This is a genomic window from Streptomyces sp. MUM 2J (assembly GCF_022414535.1).
In the GTDB taxonomy this organism is placed as follows: domain Bacteria; phylum Actinomycetota; class Actinomycetes; order Streptomycetales; family Streptomycetaceae; genus Streptomyces.
In genome coordinates this window covers 1-14,753 of the sequence record NZ_JADWYM010000030.1, presented here as the reverse complement: position 1 = coordinate 14,753, position 14,753 = coordinate 1, and the positions used below count along the sequence as shown (strand labels likewise).

Below are 14,753 nucleotides of genomic sequence, written 5' to 3'. Positions count from 1 at the left end.
CGTCAGCTGTCCTTGCGGAGGGCGTGGGCGAGGAGGTCGAGGAAGGAACGGTTGATGAGGCTCGATTCGGCCGGCCGGAGCGGGCGCCGGGACAGCATCGCGGCCTGCCCGTACAGGGCTTCGGCACTGGTGCGGGCCAGTTCGGGCTCGTCGATGGCGACGGCGGTGCGGACCAGCGGGTTGAGCTGGTTGAGGATCAGCTGGGCCCGCGGAGCCTCCTGGCGCAGGTGGCCGAGGATGTCGCCCCACACGCCGCCCTGCTGCTCGCGGGCGAGCTGGGAGCGGGTGCGTTCGTGCCGTGCCTCGCGGCTGTCGAGGAGGAGGGCCGGGGCGGAGGCCGGCTGGAACGTGCGCAGGGCGACGTCGCAGTCGAAGACGGCGAGGGCGTCGCGGGCCACGGCGAGGTAGGCCGCGGCGGCCAGTTCCGTCTCCCGTTCGACGGGGTCGAGGTGGGCGGTGAGCGTCGCCGGGTCGAGGTCGGCGACGCTGGCCTCGGGCCTGATCTCCGGCAGCCGGTGGACCAGTGCGCGGTCGTAGGTGTAGCCGCCGTTGACGACGCCGAGCCCGGCGGCCGAGGCGATCGCCGCGACCTGCCGGAACTCCTCGACGCTGGAGGTGACGAGCACGGTGCGGTGGGTACGCGCGAACTCGTCCAGCGTGGCGTGCCCGTCGGTGGTCTCGAACGGCAGCCAGGGCAGCAGCATCCGCAGGATCTCGTCGTCGTGCACCGCCAGTGACTTGACGGCCAGGTGGTGGACCTGGAGGAAGCGGCCGAGCAGGTCCGGGTCGCCGGCGGCGGTGCGGGCGATCCACGCACGCAGCCGCTCGGCGAGGGCGTCACGGACCGCGGCGAGGGTGTCGTCCTCGTACAGGGACTCGCGGGACGCCGTCGGGCGCAGGCTCTCGGCGTCGACGACGCAGCGGACGAAGAAGGCCCAGTCGGGAAGGATCTCCTCGGCCTGCTCGGACAGCAGCATGCCCTTGACGTGCACACGGTGGCCGTGGCGGCGCCCGGCCGGCACCGCGTCGGGCAGCACGCAGGCGATGCCCTTCAGCCCGACGGCCGGAAGGTCCAGCTCGATGGTGTCCAGCGGGGTGAACCCGAACACCTCCTCGCCGTACCCGGCCAGGGCCCGCGAGCGGGCTCCCGGCGTGGGATGCGTACGTGCCCAGGGAGCGGGCTCGGGGTTGACGGGTGCGCCCGGGCCGCCCGTGCCGTCGTCGAAGGTCACCGGGTGGCGCAGGAGCGAGCCGAAGTGCCGGGCCAGCTCGTGCACCTGCGCCGGGCGGGTCCACTCGCCCGCGTCGGCGCGCGGCGTCAGCGTGACGGTGGTGCCCGGCCGCGGGTGGGCGGAGGAGGGCAGGGTGCGGACGGTGTAGCTGCCGTCGCCGCGTCCCCGCCACTCCACGACGGGGGCGTCGGGGGTGCGGGCGGAACGGCTCAGGACGTGGATCTCGTCCGCGACCAGGAAGCAGGACAGCAGGCCGATGCCGAACTGGCCGATGAAGTCGGCGCGTTGCGCGTCGATCCGCCCCCAGCCCAGCACGGGTTCGTCCGGGGGGACGCCCATGTCGCGCTTGCTGCTGCGGCCGATCGTGGCGAGGAAGGTGTGCACGTCGGCCTCGGTGAGACCGACGCCGTCGTCCTCGACGCGCACCACCGAACCGTCGGCGAGGAGGCGGATGCCGAAGGCGCCGGCGGGGGCGGCCGGTTCGAGGCCGTGCCGGGCGGTGAGCGCGTCCACGGCGTTCTGCAGGAGCTCGCGCAGGTAGACGCGGGGGCTGGAGTAGAGGTGGTGGGAGAGGAGGTCGACGAGGCCGCGCAGGTCCACCTGGAAGGTGCGGTCGGCACCGGCGGGGCTCACGGGGGTGTCGGGCAAGGTCATCGGGCAGTCCGGGGTGGGTCGGCAGGCGAGTGGGGGGGGCGGAGCGCGGCCTCAGGCCGCGCGCCGGAAACCGGCGTACGCCTTCTCCGGCTGTGCCATGTACTTCCATGGCCACGGGGTGTAGGCGCCGGCCAGTTCGTGGAAGACCCTCGGGGCCACGATGCTCTCCTTGGACAGCGCCAGGGCCATGGCGAAGGTGTTGAAGTCCTCCTGCCAGCCCGGGCGTCGCTCGTAGCCGGGGTGGAGGATGCTGCGCCCGGCCGCGTTCCTCAGCTCCTCCTGGGTGCCGGGGGTGTCCAGGCAGTTGGAGCCGTCCGACTCCACCCACTCCTCGATGTGGGCCGCGGCGATCACACAGCCGAGGCGATGGCCCTCGGGCGCGCCGGCGAACGCCTCACGGGCGAACGCCAGGGCCTGCCCAGGCTCGCCGCCCCAGCGGGGCTGGAGCTGCATCACCCACTCGACGTGGCTGTCCAGGTCCAGCGGGTCGCGGCGCAGGGCGGCGTCGAGGCGGGTCTCGTTGACGGCGGGGCCCAGCGACATGCCGCGGCCGGAGGTCAGCAGGCGGCACCACGGCGTGACCCACTCCGGCTGCAACTCGGCGGCCTCCAGCAGCTGTTCCTCGGCTGTGTGGAGTCGCTCGCGGAAGACCCGCCACTGCTCCCGCGTGACGTCCACGGCGCGTGCGGTGGTGCGAGCCTCCCAGCCCCAGCCGATGTGTCGCGCCCCGGATACGAGCAGGGCCGTGGCCCGGTGCTCCTTGTCCTCCTCGACGGCCCGGCCGATCCAGTCCTGCACTCCGTCCAGGTTGGCCAGCTCACCCAGGATCTGGTGGTCACGGCCCAGGTCGAAGGGCTCCAGCGCCGCCTTGACGGCCTCCCACTCGCCCGCGGTGGCGGCCTCCACCAGCGCGAGCACCCGCGTGTCCCCGAGGGCGCGCAGCCGGTGCACCCCGTGCTTCTGCCGTCGCGGAACGGGAAGGGCGTGCGGATCTGCAGGCGGTCTCTCCGTGCCCCTGCCGAACAACTTGCCGAACATGCCGCGTCCTCCCCTGGTCCCGCGTGATCGTCCGGGGCAGCATAGACGGCACCGCCGACACCGCTTCCACGGGTTTTCGCCGGCGCTTCCCGGTTCTCGCCCCTCGCGGTTCCCCTCGGCCCCTGCGGGGCTCCGGCGCGCGATCGGGCACGGAGGCGGAGGGCGCCGTGCCGGGGTCCGCCGCGAGCGGGGCCGACCGGTGGTCGTCCTGGGTCGGCGACCCGCCGGCCGGTCACGCGGACGCCCGGCACCGGCGGCCGGAGTGGGCAGCGGCCCTGTCAGCCGGTGGCCGCCGGCGGGCCGCCGGCCCGGCCCGCCGCCCAGGCGACCGCGTCGTCGAGCTCGTCGTAACCGAACCGCCGTACCTCGGCGCGGGTGAAGTGGCCGGCGAGACGGGGCGCGAGATCGGCGAGCCTGCTGTCGGCCGCCAGGGCGACCTTCCTGACCTCGCGATGGTGGTCGCGGACTAAACGCACATGCCGGAACAGGCTTCCGATGTTCTCCCAGCCGGGGAACTCACGGGCGTGGATCACGACGCCCGGCAGGTCGTCGTGGGTTGCGAGCCAGGCGTCCGCGGTCTGGCCCAGTGCCTCGAAGTCCTGTACACGCAACGGCTGTTCGACTTCGACCACCAGGACCCCGGCCTCGGGCACCACATGGTGCGACACTCCTGGCCCCTCGGGCAGGGAGGCGAGCCAGCGCAGGGCCTCCTCACGCTCCCGGGCTCCGAAGACGCGTACCGGGCAGGGCATCAGGAAGCCCGCGAGCCGGGTCGGCTCGCGGATCCAGCCGATGTCGCTGACGATGGCGCAGCCCTCGAACTGCCGCATGGCGCCCAGCCCGACCTTGAAGTCCTCCCACCCCGCTCCCGGGGTGAACGAACGGAACTCGGTGCCGAACTCGTACAGGAACCGGATGCGTCGGCCTTCTCTGCGCGCGTCGTCGAGAAGGGGTTCGATCACCGCCGCGTAGTCGTCCCTCGACACCGTGCCGATCGCCTTCACCGCGTCGATGCCCGGGGGCACGTCCTGCAGTCTTTCGAGCATGTGCCGTTCCTCTCCCCGGCACCGGCGTGCTGCGGGGCCGCGGCCGAGATCGAGGAACCCGGAGCGGACGCGGGCCCTCGCGCGGCCGCCGCCCCTCCGCACCGCCGGAGGCCGACGCGCATCGGGACTCTTCCGCCCTCTCATCATGACGAGTCGCCGCGATCTCCGCGACCGCGTGCGGCGTCCCCGATGCGCGGGTACCTGCCCCCGGAGGGGGGTACGCGTGACCCGAACCCGTCCGACCTGCTCCGATGTCCGATGTCCGATGTCGGACGGGCGCCCGGAAGCGGCAGCCCCGCGGAAGGCCCTGGCGACCGGTGGCGGGGGTCCGGCGGCCTGCCACCGACCGGCCCCCGCACCCGACCGTCCCCGGTGCCGTCGAACGGCGGTCTCAGTGGTCCGGCGCCGTGTCGTGGGCCACGAACCTCAGCTCCGAGGTGTAGCGCCGGCCCTGGTCGTCGCTGAGCCAGGTCTGCTCCGGCGTCGGGAGCATCTCGGTGATCGTGACGACGGCCTCCGGGTCCTTGCGGGCCAGTCGGCGCAGGGCCTTGGCGAGGATGGTGACGTAGACGGGACTGTCGAAGTCGACGTAGAAGGGGCGGGACTCGGCCGGGGAGACGACGAACACGTAACGCGGCAGGCCCAGTCCGGTACGCCAGTGGCGGGCCCGGACGAAGCGCCGGGCCTCGTCCTTGTCGTCGGCGAACCGCGCGCCCGCCACGGACGGCCGCCAGGTCTCCCGCGCGATCACGAGCCGGTCGACCGTGACGCGGGGGGTGCGGTCCGCGGGCGGCAGGATGCGGACGAGGTCCATCGCCAGGGTGGTGAGGACGTGGGAGAAGACGTCGACCGCCGGGAACCGTGAGCCGTCCGGGAGCCGGACGACGAGGTCGCCGCCGTGCTCCTGCACCGTCGCGTCGGCGCTGCGCACGGCCCGGGGACGGGCCGGGTCGGCGGTGAAGTCGGCCAGGGCCACCTGATGGTCCTGCGGGCGTACGAGCGTGTGGCGGACCCGCGCCGACAGGCGTGCCCGGTGCTCCTTGGGAATGAGGGGCATCAGGCGCGGGCCGGGGTGGTCGCGGTCGGTCAGCCGGAACAGCTCGGCCACGTCCGGGTGCTGGTGGGTGAACAGGGAGGCGCCCAACGTGTTGGAGGCGACGTGGAGTTCGCCGAGCACGGCAGTGAAGTCGCCGCGTGCCACGGCCTCCGGCCCGTCGGCGGCGATCATCAGGTCCGGGCTCAGGTAGCGGGCTGCCGTCCAGCCGCCGGCCCTGTCGCCGAACTCCGCCCGCACGGCCGTCTCGATGTCCGCCGACCGTACGGTGACCCGGTCGGCGGCAGCCGGGGCGGCGGGCGTCGCTCCCGCCAGGATGCGCTGCCAGCGTGCGGCGAACTCCCCCTGGAGCGCGGTGGCGGTGTCGCGCGCGGTGCCGTGCAGCACCGGCAGGCACGCGAACCAGAACGACGCCAGGTCGACCGGGCCCTCGGTGGCGAGGCGGTCGTACACGCGGCGCGTCTCGGCGGTGACCGCCGCGGCGAGCGAGGAGGTGAGCCAGCCGGCACTGTCCATCAGCAGCCGGAGCGGACGCAGGGCGTCGAGCACGGCCGGGCCCAGCCGGACGGTGGCGGACCGGCGGCTGTCCGAGTACACCAGCGCCCGGCAGGGTGCCGTCGACTCGGACTTCTCGCGCACGGCGGCCGTGGCGGTGAGGTCGGTGAAGTCCCGCTCCAGCCCGGCCATCGCCTCGACCAGCGCGTCGGCGTCACGGGCCGCCGCCACCCGCGCGCGCCCCCGCTCCAGCCGGTCCAGTGCCGCCAGCCCCCGCATGCGCGGCCCGGTCTCGCCGACGGATTCCAGCCACGCCCTCAGGGCCCGGTCGGGGTGGGTGCCGGCGGGCACCTCCAGTCGCCACACGACCCAGCGGCGGGCCACCAGGTCGGCGAGCAGCGCGGGCACGTCGGTGCCGGGCAGTTCCTCCGCGATGCGCCGGGCGGGCCGGACGCCGTCGCAGCGGGCGAGGACGGCCGCCGCCTCGGCGGACACGGCCACGGGGCGTCGGCCCGGCACCCGGACCCGGGAGCCGTCCAGGGCGACGAACGGAACCCGGCGCGGGGCGATCCACACGCGCAGGTCGGGGTCGGCGTCCAGGGTCCGGGCCAGGGCGTCGAGGCCCCAGCTCGCCCAGTACACGGTCGACGCCTCGGTCAGCCCGCGGCCGGGATCGACGGCGAGGCCTCGTACGGCCGGGTCCCAGCTCCCCCAGCCGACGGGGCCGAAGAAGCCGATGGTGTCGTTCTTGACGCAGAACCGCTGCCAGTAGTGCGCGACGAGTTCCTCCCGCTGGCGGGGCATGCTGCTGCGGCTGTCGGCGCTCGGGGTCCAGCGGAGGAACGGCGCGATGCCGGAGGTGAGCACCGGCCGGTTCTGCCAGGCGACCGCCTCCCGGAAGGCCGGTGTGCGGGCGATGTCCTGGAGGGTACGCGCGGTCTCCACGGCGGCGTCCGCGAAGAGCCGGGCGAAGTCGGTCCAGCGGTCGCCGTCCAGGTCGTCGGCGGCGGCGAACTTGTCGGCCGCCTGCGCCAGTCCGCGGGGGGCGAGGCGCAGCACGCCGTCGGCGGGAAAGCCCGGCCCGCGCAGGGCGAACTGCTCCCACAGCCGCCAGCGGCCGAGGGACGGCACGAGGTCTTCGGTCATGGTGCGGCTCTCCTTGGTGAGCGCGGGTGGACGGTGCGGTGCCGGCGCCGGGACGACGGAGGCGGTACGGCCCGGGACCGGTCAGGCGGTGCCGTAGTCCGCGTCGACGACTTCGGCCAGTTCCCGCGGTGTGGGGTAGGCGAAGACCAGCGAGACCGGGACGTCCGCGCCGAGGTGCTCCTGGAGGCGGCCGGTGATCTGGAAGGCGGTGAGCGAGTCGCCGCCCGCCTCGTAGAAGTCGGTCTCGGGGGTCAGCTCGGGCAGGCGCAGCACGTCCCGGAAGATGCCGACCAGCAGCTCGACGATGTCGGTGGCGACAGTGACGGTGGCGGTGTTCGGGGTCATGTCCGTTCTCCTCTGAGAGATGTGACGTAGGGTCAGCTGGTGGGGGCGGTACCGACGGCGACGGGGTCGCCGACGGTGGGTGCGTGGGTGGGTCCGCCCCGGAGGGAGTGCAGGCGGGTGGGCGTGTTGCCGCCCGAGACGATGGCCACGGCCCGTTCACGGCGGCCGGCGCGCAGGGCTCCGGCCAGGGCGACCGCTCCGCTCGGTTCGGCGTCGACGCCGTGGCGGTGCAGCAGGGCTGCGGTGGCGAGGATCTCGCGGTCGCCGACTTCGATCAGCTCGTCGACGCGGTCCCGGATGATCGGATAGGGGACGGCACCGGGGCGCTGGCCGCGCAGGCCGTCGGCGACGGTGGCGCTGGGCGGCAGCTGGACGGGGTGGCCGGCGGCCAGGGAGCGGGCGTAGCGCGGCGTGCGGGACGGTTCGACGCCGACCACCCGGACCGGATGGTGCAGGGCGGCGAGGCAGACCCCGGCGAGGAGACCGCCGCCGCCCGTGGGCACGTAGACGGTCTCGATGTCCGGTGCGTCCGCCAGCAGTTCGCTGCCGACCGTGCCCGCCCCGGCGACCACGAGGGGGTGATCGGAGGACGGGACGAGGACGGCGTCCCGCTCGGCCGCCAGGGAGCGGGCGCGTTCCTCTCGCTCGGCCACTCCGCCGGCGACCTGGACGGTCTCGCCGCCGAGGGCCCGGATGGCGGCGGCCTTCGCCGGTGCCGCCCCCGCGGCGAGGACGACGGTGAGCCGGATGCCGAGCGAGCGGGCGAGCCGGGCCAGGGCGATCGCGTGGTTCCCGGAGGAGCCGGTGACAACCCGGTCGGCACCCAGGGCGAGGACGGCGTTGGCGGCGCCGCGCATCTTGAACGAGCCGCCGGCCTGGCGGTGTTCGGCCTTCAGCAGCAGGCCGGGGCCGAGTGCGCCGGGGGCCGGTCCGCGCAGCAGGGGTGTGCGGACGACGTACGGGGCGATGCGGGCGGCGGCGTCCGGCAGATCGGAGGGGTGGGGTCCCGGGCCGGGGCGGTCGGGTGCCGGACCGGGGCCGGCGGGTGGCGGTACCGCCCCGGTGCCCCGCAGGCCGAGGGCGGTCATGCGGTGCCCCCGGTGGCCAGGAGCCGGCGGTCGGCCTTGCCGCCGCGTGTGGTGGGCAGGGTGTCCAGCCGCAGGAACCGGCGCGGCATGAGGTGCGGCGGCAGGGTCCGGGCGAGGTGGCCACGCAGCTGGGCGTCCGTGGTGCCGGACAGGTCTCCGGTGAGGTGGGCGACGAGGTACACGCGCCCCCGGTCGTCGGTGTGCGGCGTCACCACCGCTGCGGTGACCTCGGGGTGGGCCAGCAGGGGGCCCTCGATCTCCGCAGGGTCCACCCGGTATCCGCGGATCTTGACCTGCCGGTCGGTGCGGCCGGCGTAGTGCAGTCCTCCGGGCCCCCACCAGCCGAGGTCGCCGGTGCGGTACAGGCGGGCGCCGGGCGGGCCGCAGGGGTCGGGGACGAAGCACTCGGCGGTGCGGGACGGGCGCCCGCCGTAGCCGCGGGCCACCCCGGCTCCCCCGATGTACACCTCACCGACCGTGCCGTCGGCCACCGGCGCCAGGTCCCCGTCCAGCACGCGGACCACGGCGCCGGCGCGGGGCGTGCCGACGAGGTCGGCGGAGGGGTCCGGCGGGGTGGGCACGCTGTGCCGGGTCGTGGTCATCGTGCACTCGGTCGGGCCGTACTGGTTGACGAGCCGGCCGGGGACGAGGGCGCGCCCGCCGGCGGCGAGGAAGGGCCGCAGGGACTCGCCGCTGGAGGCGACCAGGGTGACGCCGGCCAGCGGGTCGCCGGGACCGGGCTGCGCCGCGAGGTGCGACAGGAAGGAGGGGGTCGTGCTGAGGAGGGCCGTCACCCGGTGCTCGCGGACGGTGCGGGCGAACTCCTCGGGGCGCAGCAGCCGGGCTCGGTCCACGATCACCAGGCGGGCGCCGGCCAGCAGCGGTGCGAAGGTGTCCCGGATCGAGGCGTCGTAGCCCAGCGGTGCGGTCTGGAGGGCCACGGTGTCCGGGCCGAGGCCGAACGCCCGGGCGGTGTCGCGCAGATAGGCGTCGAGGGCGTGGTGCTCGACCAGGACGGCGTGGGGCCGGCCGGTGCTGCCGGAGGTGTGGCTGACGTAGGCGAGCGCCCGCGGGTCGACCGGTGCCCGCTGCAGCGTCGTGGTGGGCCCGGGCCGGTCCAGTGCGAGGACCGGGACGCCCGGGTCCAGGACCGGGGCCAGGGCCGTGTGGGTGAGCAGCAGGTGGGCGCCGGCGCTGCGGACGAAGGTGGTCAGCCGCTCGCGGGGCTGGCCGACGTCCAGGGTGAGGAAGGCGGCGCCGCAGCGCAGCACCGCGGCCATGGCGGCGACGGCGTCGGTGCCGTGCTCGACGGCGACGGCGCAGACCGTCTCCGGGCGGGCGCCGTGGGCCCGCAGCAGGCGCGCGATCTCCTCGATGCGGGCGGCGAGCCGGCCGTACGTCACCTCGCCCGCGGGTGTGGTGAGCGCGACGCGGTCGGGGTGCCGGGCGGCGTGTGCGGCGATGTCGTCGGCGATCGTGCGCATCACGCGTCCCCCTCGTCGGTGACGGTCCGGTCGACGGCGACGAAGCGGAGCTCGGAGGTGTAGCGGCGCCCCTCGTCGTCGGTGAGCCACGCCTGTTCGGGGGTGGGCAGCATCTCGCTGACCTTGAGGCGGGCGTCCGGGTCCTTGCGGGCGAGCCGGCGGGCGGCCTTGGCGAGGATGGTGACGTACACGGGGCTGTCGAAGTCGACGTAGAAGGGGCGGGGTTCGGTGGGCGAGACCACGAACACGAAGCGGGGCAGCTCGTGCCGGCGCTGCCAGTGCCGGGCGCGGACGAAGCGGGTGGCCTCCGCCTTCTCGTCGGCGAAGTCGACCTCGGCGACGGGAAGTCGCCAGGTCTCGCGGGCGACGATCATGCGGTCCACGGTGATGCGCGGGGTGTGGGTGCCCTCGGGGCGGAGGGTGAAGCGGTCCATGACGCGCTGGGTGAGGGTGTTGGCGTAGGCGTCGAGCAGGTCGTGGACGGTTCCGTCGGGCAGGACCGCGGTCAGCCGGCCGGCCCGGTCCTCGACGGTGACGTCGGCGCCGAGCACCGTGCGCGGGCGGTGTGGGTCGCCGGTCTGGTCGACGAGGGCCACGTAGTGGTCCTCGGGCCGGTCCAGGGAGGGCCTGCTGCGGGTGGACCACTTCCGGGGCAGCTCCTTGGGCAGCATGGGCAGCAGGCGTGGGCCGGGGAAGTCGCGGGTGGTCTCGGCGAGCAGGGTCTCCCGGTCGGGATGCTGGTGCACGAACAGGGAGGCGCCCATCGTGTTCAGGGCGCAGTGCATCTCGCCGAGGACGAGTTGCACGTCGCCCCGGGCGAGGGCGATCTCGTCGTCGGCGATCACCAGCACGTCGGGACTGACGTAGCGGGCCAGCGACCAGCCGTCACCCGGCTCGTCGAACTCACGGCGCACCCGTTCGGCCAGGTCGGCCGTGGCCAGCCGGACCCGGCGCACACCGGGGGGAAGGTCCAGGATCCGGGCCCACTTGGCGCGCAGCTCGGCCTGGACGGCGTCGATCAGGTCGCCGGCGTCCGGGTGCGGCGAGGGCAGGGTGTGCAGCCACAGCGTGCCCAGGTCCACCGTCTCCCCGCCGGCCCGCAGTCCGTCGTACACGCTGCGGAGGCGGACACGGACGGCGTCGGCGAACCGGTTCGTCATCCAGCGGGCGGCCGTGAGGCACAGCTGGAGGGGTTCCAGGTGGGTCAGCAGTCCGGCGCCGGCGGTGGCGGTGGCCGCCCGCCGGGCGTCGGAGTACACCAGTCCGCGGCAGGGCGCGGTGCGTTCTCCCTTGGCCCGCTGCGCCTCGCCGTCGGTGAGTGCGGCGAAGTCGGACTCCAGGGCGCCGATCGCGGCGGTCAGTGCGTCGGCGTCGGTGCCGGCGGCTCGTACGGCGTCCCGGCCGCGTTCCAGTACGGCGAGCCGGTCCAGGGCGCGGGTGCGGGCGGCCTCGTCGGGGACGCGTTCGAGGATGTCGCGCAGGGCGCGGTCGGGGTGGGTGGCGGCGGGCACCTCCAGGCGCCAGTGCACCCAGCGGCGGGCCACCAGCTCGCCCAGGACGCGCCCGACCTCGTCCGCGGCCAGGCCCAGCTCGTCGGCGATCGCGGCCGGGTGCAGGGTGCCGTCGCACCGCTTCAGCACGGCCAGTTCGGCCGCGCCGATCGGCTGGGCGGGACGTCCGGGGACCCGGACGGTGCCGTCGGCGCAGCGCACGAACGACACCCGGCGCGGCGGGATCCAGCGCATCAGCCGGGGATCCTCGGCGAGCACTTTCGCGAGGGCGTCGACGGCCCACCCGGAGAAGTAGACCTCCTGCCCGGCGAGGAAGTCCCGCCCGGGGTCCACGATCACGGCTCCCGGCGCGGAGGGTTCCCAGTGGCCCCAGCCGACGGGGCCGAAGAAGCCGATGGTGTCGTTCTTGACGCAGAACCGCTGCCAGTAGTGCGCGACGAGTTCCTCCCGCTGGCGGGGCATGCTGCTGCGGCTGTCGGTGCCCGGGGTCCAGCGAAGGAACGGCGCGATGCCGGTGCGCAGGACGGCGGGGTTCTGCCAGGCGAGGGCCGCCTGGAAGCGGGGCTGGGCGGCGATCTCCTGCAGGTGCCGGGCGGTCTTGACGGCGGCCGTGGCGAGGTCGTCGGCGAAGGCGTGCCACTCGGGTCCGGAGAACTCGGTGCCGGGGCCGAACTTGTCGGCGGCCTCGGCCAGTCCGGGCGGGGCGAGGCGCAGCACGCCGTCGGCGGGGAAGCCGGGGCCGCGCAGCGCGAACTGCTCCCACAGCCGCCAGCCTCCGCCCGGCAGCAGGACAGGTGCGTGCTCGTCCGACATCGCGTGCTCCTTCCGAAACGGGGGTGCGCGGGGGTCGCGCGGTTCGGCCGGGCGGCGGGCGCCGCCGGATGCCGGGCGCCCCGTGACCGGACAGCACGGTCCCGCGCCGCGGCACCGGCTCACCAGAGAAGATCCGGCAGCAACGCGTGCCGGGAGTTCGGCGCGTTCGTCCCTGACCGGTCGTGCCGGCGGGGGGCACGCTGGCCTCGTCGGCCCCTGCTCCGCGGGCCGGCCCCATCACCTGCGGGAGGTTCACCGTGACGCAATCCGACTCCGCGATCCGCACGGGCGGCGAGCACGCCGGCCCGGACACCGACGAGGTGTACCTCGTGGTGCGCAACGACGAGGAGCAGTACTCGATCTGGCGGGCGGACCGCGCGCTGCCGGCCGGCTGGCATCCGGGCGGGCGGCGCGGCACCCGGCAGGAGTGCCTGGACCACATCGACGCCGTCTGGACGGACATGCGCCCGCTCAGCCTGCGCCGCCGGCTGGCCGGGGCCGATGTCTGAGTCCCGCCCGGGTCCGCTGCTCGCCCTGCCGGCGCATGCCCCGCCGGTGGTGTCCCTGCCCGAACGGCTGTGCCCGGCCGTCATGGACCTGTCCGGACCGCGGTCCGGCGGACGTGTCCCGCGCCCGCTGCGCCGCCCGCTGGAGCTGTACCTGGCGGAGGTGGGGAGGCAGGACGGCCTGTCGCTGCGGCGGGCACGGGAGTTGCTGGACACCGAGGAGCGGGCGCGGGCGGCCGCCTTCCACCGTCCCCGGGACCGTGACGCCTACGTGGTGGCGCACGCGGCGCTGCGCGGCGTCCTCAGCACGCTCCTCGGCATCCCGGCCGAGGCGCTGCCGCTGGTGCGCGAGCCGTGCGCGGGCTGCGGCGGTCCACACGGCCGTCCCGCGCTGCGCTCCCGTGACGTGCACTTCTCCCTGTCGCACAGCGGGGACCTGGTGGTGGTGGCGCTCGCCCCGACCCCCGTCGGCGTGGACGTGGAGGGGCTGGCGACCACCCGGGCGGTGCTCGACGCCCGGCCCGCGCTGCACGTGGCGGAGGCGGAGGAGCTGGCGCTGCTGCCCGTGCACGAGCGCCCGGCGGCCTTCACCCGGACCTGGGTCCGCAAGGAGGCCTACCTCAAGGGCCTGGGGACGGGACTGGTGCGGGACCCGGCCCTGGACTACGTCGGCACCGGTCCGCGGCCGGCCGCTCCGGCCCCGGAGTGGACCCTGCGGGACGTGCTCGTCCCGGCGGGGTACGCGGCGGCGGTGGCCCTGCGGACGGGGTGAGGGCGCCTGACGGCGGTGAGCGGGGACCGGCCCGGTGGCCGGTCCCCGCTCCGTGCGTCCGGGCGCGCACCGGTGCGGGCCCGGACATCGCGGATTTCCCGCGACCCGGCGGACCCGGCGCGCTACGATCACCCGCGTGACCGCTCCGGAACCGACCATCCTCGCCACCTCCGGAGGGCAGCGTGTCGGCGCGCGCACCCGGATGCTCTTCGATGCCCTGGTCCACCACGCGGTCGACCTCTCCGGGGCGCACGGCAGGCGGCCGCGCGTCCTGTACGTCGGCACGGCGGCGGGGGACGCCGAGCACGTGACGGCGCGGGCGGCGGAGGCGGCCCGGGTCGCGGGCTTCGACTTCACCCCGCTGTACCTGTTCCCCATGCCGAACGTCGAGGACGTCGAGGGTACGGTCCTCGGCCATGACGTGGTCTGGGTGATGGGCGGTTCGGTGGCCAACCTGCTCGCCGTGTGGCGGGTGCACGGCCTGGACGCGATCATGCGGAGGGCGTGGCGGGCGGGCGTGGTGCTCGCCGGCGTCAGTGCGGGCTCCATCTGCTGGTTCGAGGGCGGCGCGACCGACTCCTTCGGGCCCGAACTGCACCCGGTCACCGATGGGCTGGGCCTGCTGCCGTACGGCAACGGGGTGCACTACGACTCCGACACGGGGCGACGCCCGCTGATCCACCGGATGGTCGCCGAGGGCGCCTTCCGCACGGCCCACTGCACCGACGACGGGGTGGGCCTGGTCTACCGGGGCACCGAACTGGTCGAGGCCGTCGCGGAGTTGCCGGGCAGGGCCGCCTACGAGGTCGGCCACTCGGGCACCGCTGTCGTCGAGGAGCGGATCGAACCGCGGTTGCTGCCCGCGCCCCGGTTCTGACGTGGTCGCCCGTCTGCGATCGCACGGGGGCGGTGGGCACCCGCCGCCCCCGTCGCCCGCTGCCCGTCTCCCGTCGCCCCTGTCTGCGTCGACGCGTGCCGGCGTCGGCGGCGCGGGTCAGACCAGGCCGTGACGTACCGCGCGGGCGACGGCGTGCGCGCGGTTGCGGGCCTGGAGGCGCGCCATGATCTCGTAGATGACGTTCTTCACGGTGTGCTCGGAGCAGCCCAGCAGCCGCGCGATGGCCGCGTTGGCGTGCCCCTCGGCCATGAGGCGCAGGACGGATGTCTGACGTGGCGTCAGTTCCGGTGCCCTGGTGCCGTACCGGTCCGCCTCGCCGTCCGACGGACCGTTGGCCAGCAGGTGGGACAGTTCCGGGTAGGGGATGCTCGGGTGCGGGTCCGCGGCGCGCCGGGCGGCGGCCGTCAGGCCCTGAGGTGTGAGGTCCGCGGTCCGCAGGACGACCGCGCCCGCGCGCAGCGCCCGGAGCACACCGCTACGGCTGACGGTGTCGCACACGAGCAGCAGCGGTCCGGGGTCCCTCCGGCCGCGCAGAGCCCGCCCGGTGTCCGCCGCGGCGACGACGGTGACGGTGCCCGGCGCGCCGGGATCGTCCGCGCAGCTCAGGCCGGCGCCGCCCGTAATTCCCTTGCGGACCACGGCCCCCGAAGGAGGTCATCATGGGCACCACC

12 protein-coding genes are annotated in these 14,753 nt (G+C 75.2%); 3 read left to right on the top strand and 9 right to left on the bottom strand.

Going from position 1 to position 14,753, the window contains the following annotated elements:
* Nucleotides 1-2: 2 nt before the first annotated feature.
* The 8 genes from I3F54_RS22340 to I3F54_RS22305 all read right to left on the bottom strand — a co-directional run bounded on the left by I3F54_RS22340 (nt 3) and on the right by I3F54_RS22305 (nt 11,906).
* Nucleotides 3-1,886 carry an HSP90 family protein gene (locus I3F54_RS22340; RefSeq protein ID WP_240120625.1) on the bottom strand — a complete coding sequence of 628 codons (1,884 nt, stop codon included), beginning with the start codon at nt 1,884-1,886 and terminating at the stop codon, nt 3-5.
* A gap of 51 nt (nt 1,887-1,937) precedes the next feature.
* On the bottom strand, nt 1,938-2,924 hold the full coding sequence (locus tag I3F54_RS22335) for a hypothetical protein (RefSeq protein WP_240120624.1): 987 nt from the start codon (nt 2,922-2,924) through the stop codon (nt 1,938-1,940).
* A 278-nt stretch (nt 2,925-3,202) separates the two neighbouring features.
* Nucleotides 3,203-3,970: an STAS/SEC14 domain-containing protein gene (locus I3F54_RS22330; RefSeq protein ID WP_240120623.1), complete on the bottom strand. Its 768-nt coding sequence runs from the start codon at nt 3,968-3,970 to the stop codon at nt 3,203-3,205.
* Between the two features lie 391 nt (nt 3,971-4,361).
* Nucleotides 4,362-6,665, bottom strand: a complete 2,304-nt coding sequence (locus I3F54_RS22325; protein ID WP_240120622.1) for a lantibiotic dehydratase — start codon at nt 6,663-6,665, stop codon at nt 4,362-4,364.
* Nucleotides 6,666-6,746: 81 nt separating this feature from the next.
* Nucleotides 6,747-7,010, bottom strand: a complete 264-nt coding sequence (locus tag I3F54_RS22320) for an acyl carrier protein (RefSeq protein WP_240120621.1) — start codon at nt 7,008-7,010, stop codon at nt 6,747-6,749.
* 32 nt (nt 7,011-7,042) lie between these two features.
* Nucleotides 7,043-8,098, bottom strand: a complete 1,056-nt coding sequence (locus I3F54_RS22315) for a threonine/serine dehydratase (RefSeq protein WP_240120620.1) — start codon at nt 8,096-8,098, stop codon at nt 7,043-7,045.
* Nucleotides 8,095-9,582 carry an amino acid adenylation domain-containing protein gene (locus I3F54_RS22310; RefSeq protein WP_240120619.1) on the bottom strand — a complete coding sequence of 496 codons (1,488 nt, stop codon included), beginning with the start codon at nt 9,580-9,582 and terminating at the stop codon, nt 8,095-8,097. Before I3F54_RS22310 ends, I3F54_RS22315 begins: the two co-directional genes overlap by 4 nt.
* Nucleotides 9,582-11,906, bottom strand: coding sequence for a lantibiotic dehydratase (locus I3F54_RS22305; protein WP_240120618.1), 2,325 nt, complete (start codon nt 11,904-11,906; stop codon nt 9,582-9,584). Before I3F54_RS22305 ends, I3F54_RS22310 begins: the two co-directional genes overlap by 1 nt.
* Nucleotides 11,907-12,163: 257 nt before the next feature.
* Between I3F54_RS22305 and I3F54_RS22300 the strand changes: the two genes are divergently transcribed.
* The 3 genes from I3F54_RS22300 to I3F54_RS22290 all read left to right on the top strand — a co-directional run bounded on the left by I3F54_RS22300 (nt 12,164) and on the right by I3F54_RS22290 (nt 14,061).
* The gene (locus I3F54_RS22300) at nt 12,164-12,415 is read left to right on the top strand and encodes an MbtH family NRPS accessory protein (protein ID WP_240120617.1); all 252 of its coding nucleotides are present in this window, start codon (nt 12,164-12,166) and stop codon (nt 12,413-12,415) included.
* Entirely contained in the window at nt 12,408-13,184 is a 777-nt protein-coding gene (locus I3F54_RS22295) for a 4'-phosphopantetheinyl transferase superfamily protein (RefSeq protein ID WP_240120616.1), read from the top strand. Before I3F54_RS22300 ends, I3F54_RS22295 begins: the two co-directional genes overlap by 8 nt.
* Nucleotides 13,185-13,320: 136 nt before the next feature.
* Nucleotides 13,321-14,061 carry a peptidase E gene (locus tag I3F54_RS22290; protein WP_240120615.1) on the top strand — a complete coding sequence of 247 codons (741 nt, stop codon included), beginning with the start codon at nt 13,321-13,323 and terminating at the stop codon, nt 14,059-14,061.
* Between the two features lie 117 nt (nt 14,062-14,178).
* Here I3F54_RS22290 and I3F54_RS22285 read toward each other — a convergent pair whose 3' ends face one another.
* A complete protein-coding gene (locus I3F54_RS22285) occupies nt 14,179-14,721 on the bottom strand; it encodes a response regulator transcription factor (RefSeq protein ID WP_240120614.1) in 543 nt (180 codons plus the stop codon).
* Nucleotides 14,722-14,753: the final 32 nt, after the last annotated feature.

Coding starts and splice junctions, on each gene's coding strand:
- I3F54_RS22330 (WP_240120623.1), bottom strand. CDS start 3,970: ATGCTCGAAAGACTGCAGGACGTGCCCCCGGGCATCGACGCGGTGAAG.
- I3F54_RS22335 (WP_240120624.1), bottom strand. CDS start 2,924: ATGTTCGGCAAGTTGTTCGGCAGGGGCACGGAGAGACCGCCTGCAGAT.
- I3F54_RS22315 (WP_240120620.1), bottom strand. CDS start 8,098: ATGACCGCCCTCGGCCTGCGGGGCACCGGGGCGGTACCGCCACCCGCC.
- I3F54_RS22340 (WP_240120625.1), bottom strand. CDS start 1,886: ATGACCTTGCCCGACACCCCCGTGAGCCCCGCCGGTGCCGACCGCACC.
- I3F54_RS22295 (WP_240120616.1), top strand. CDS start 12,408: ATGTCTGAGTCCCGCCCGGGTCCGCTGCTCGCCCTGCCGGCGCATGCC.
- I3F54_RS22320 (WP_240120621.1), bottom strand. CDS start 7,010: ATGACCCCGAACACCGCCACCGTCACTGTCGCCACCGACATCGTCGAG.
- I3F54_RS22310 (WP_240120619.1), bottom strand. CDS start 9,582: ATGCGCACGATCGCCGACGACATCGCCGCACACGCCGCCCGGCACCCC.
- I3F54_RS22305 (WP_240120618.1), bottom strand. CDS start 11,906: ATGTCGGACGAGCACGCACCTGTCCTGCTGCCGGGCGGAGGCTGGCGG.
- I3F54_RS22325 (WP_240120622.1), bottom strand. CDS start 6,665: ATGACCGAAGACCTCGTGCCGTCCCTCGGCCGCTGGCGGCTGTGGGAG.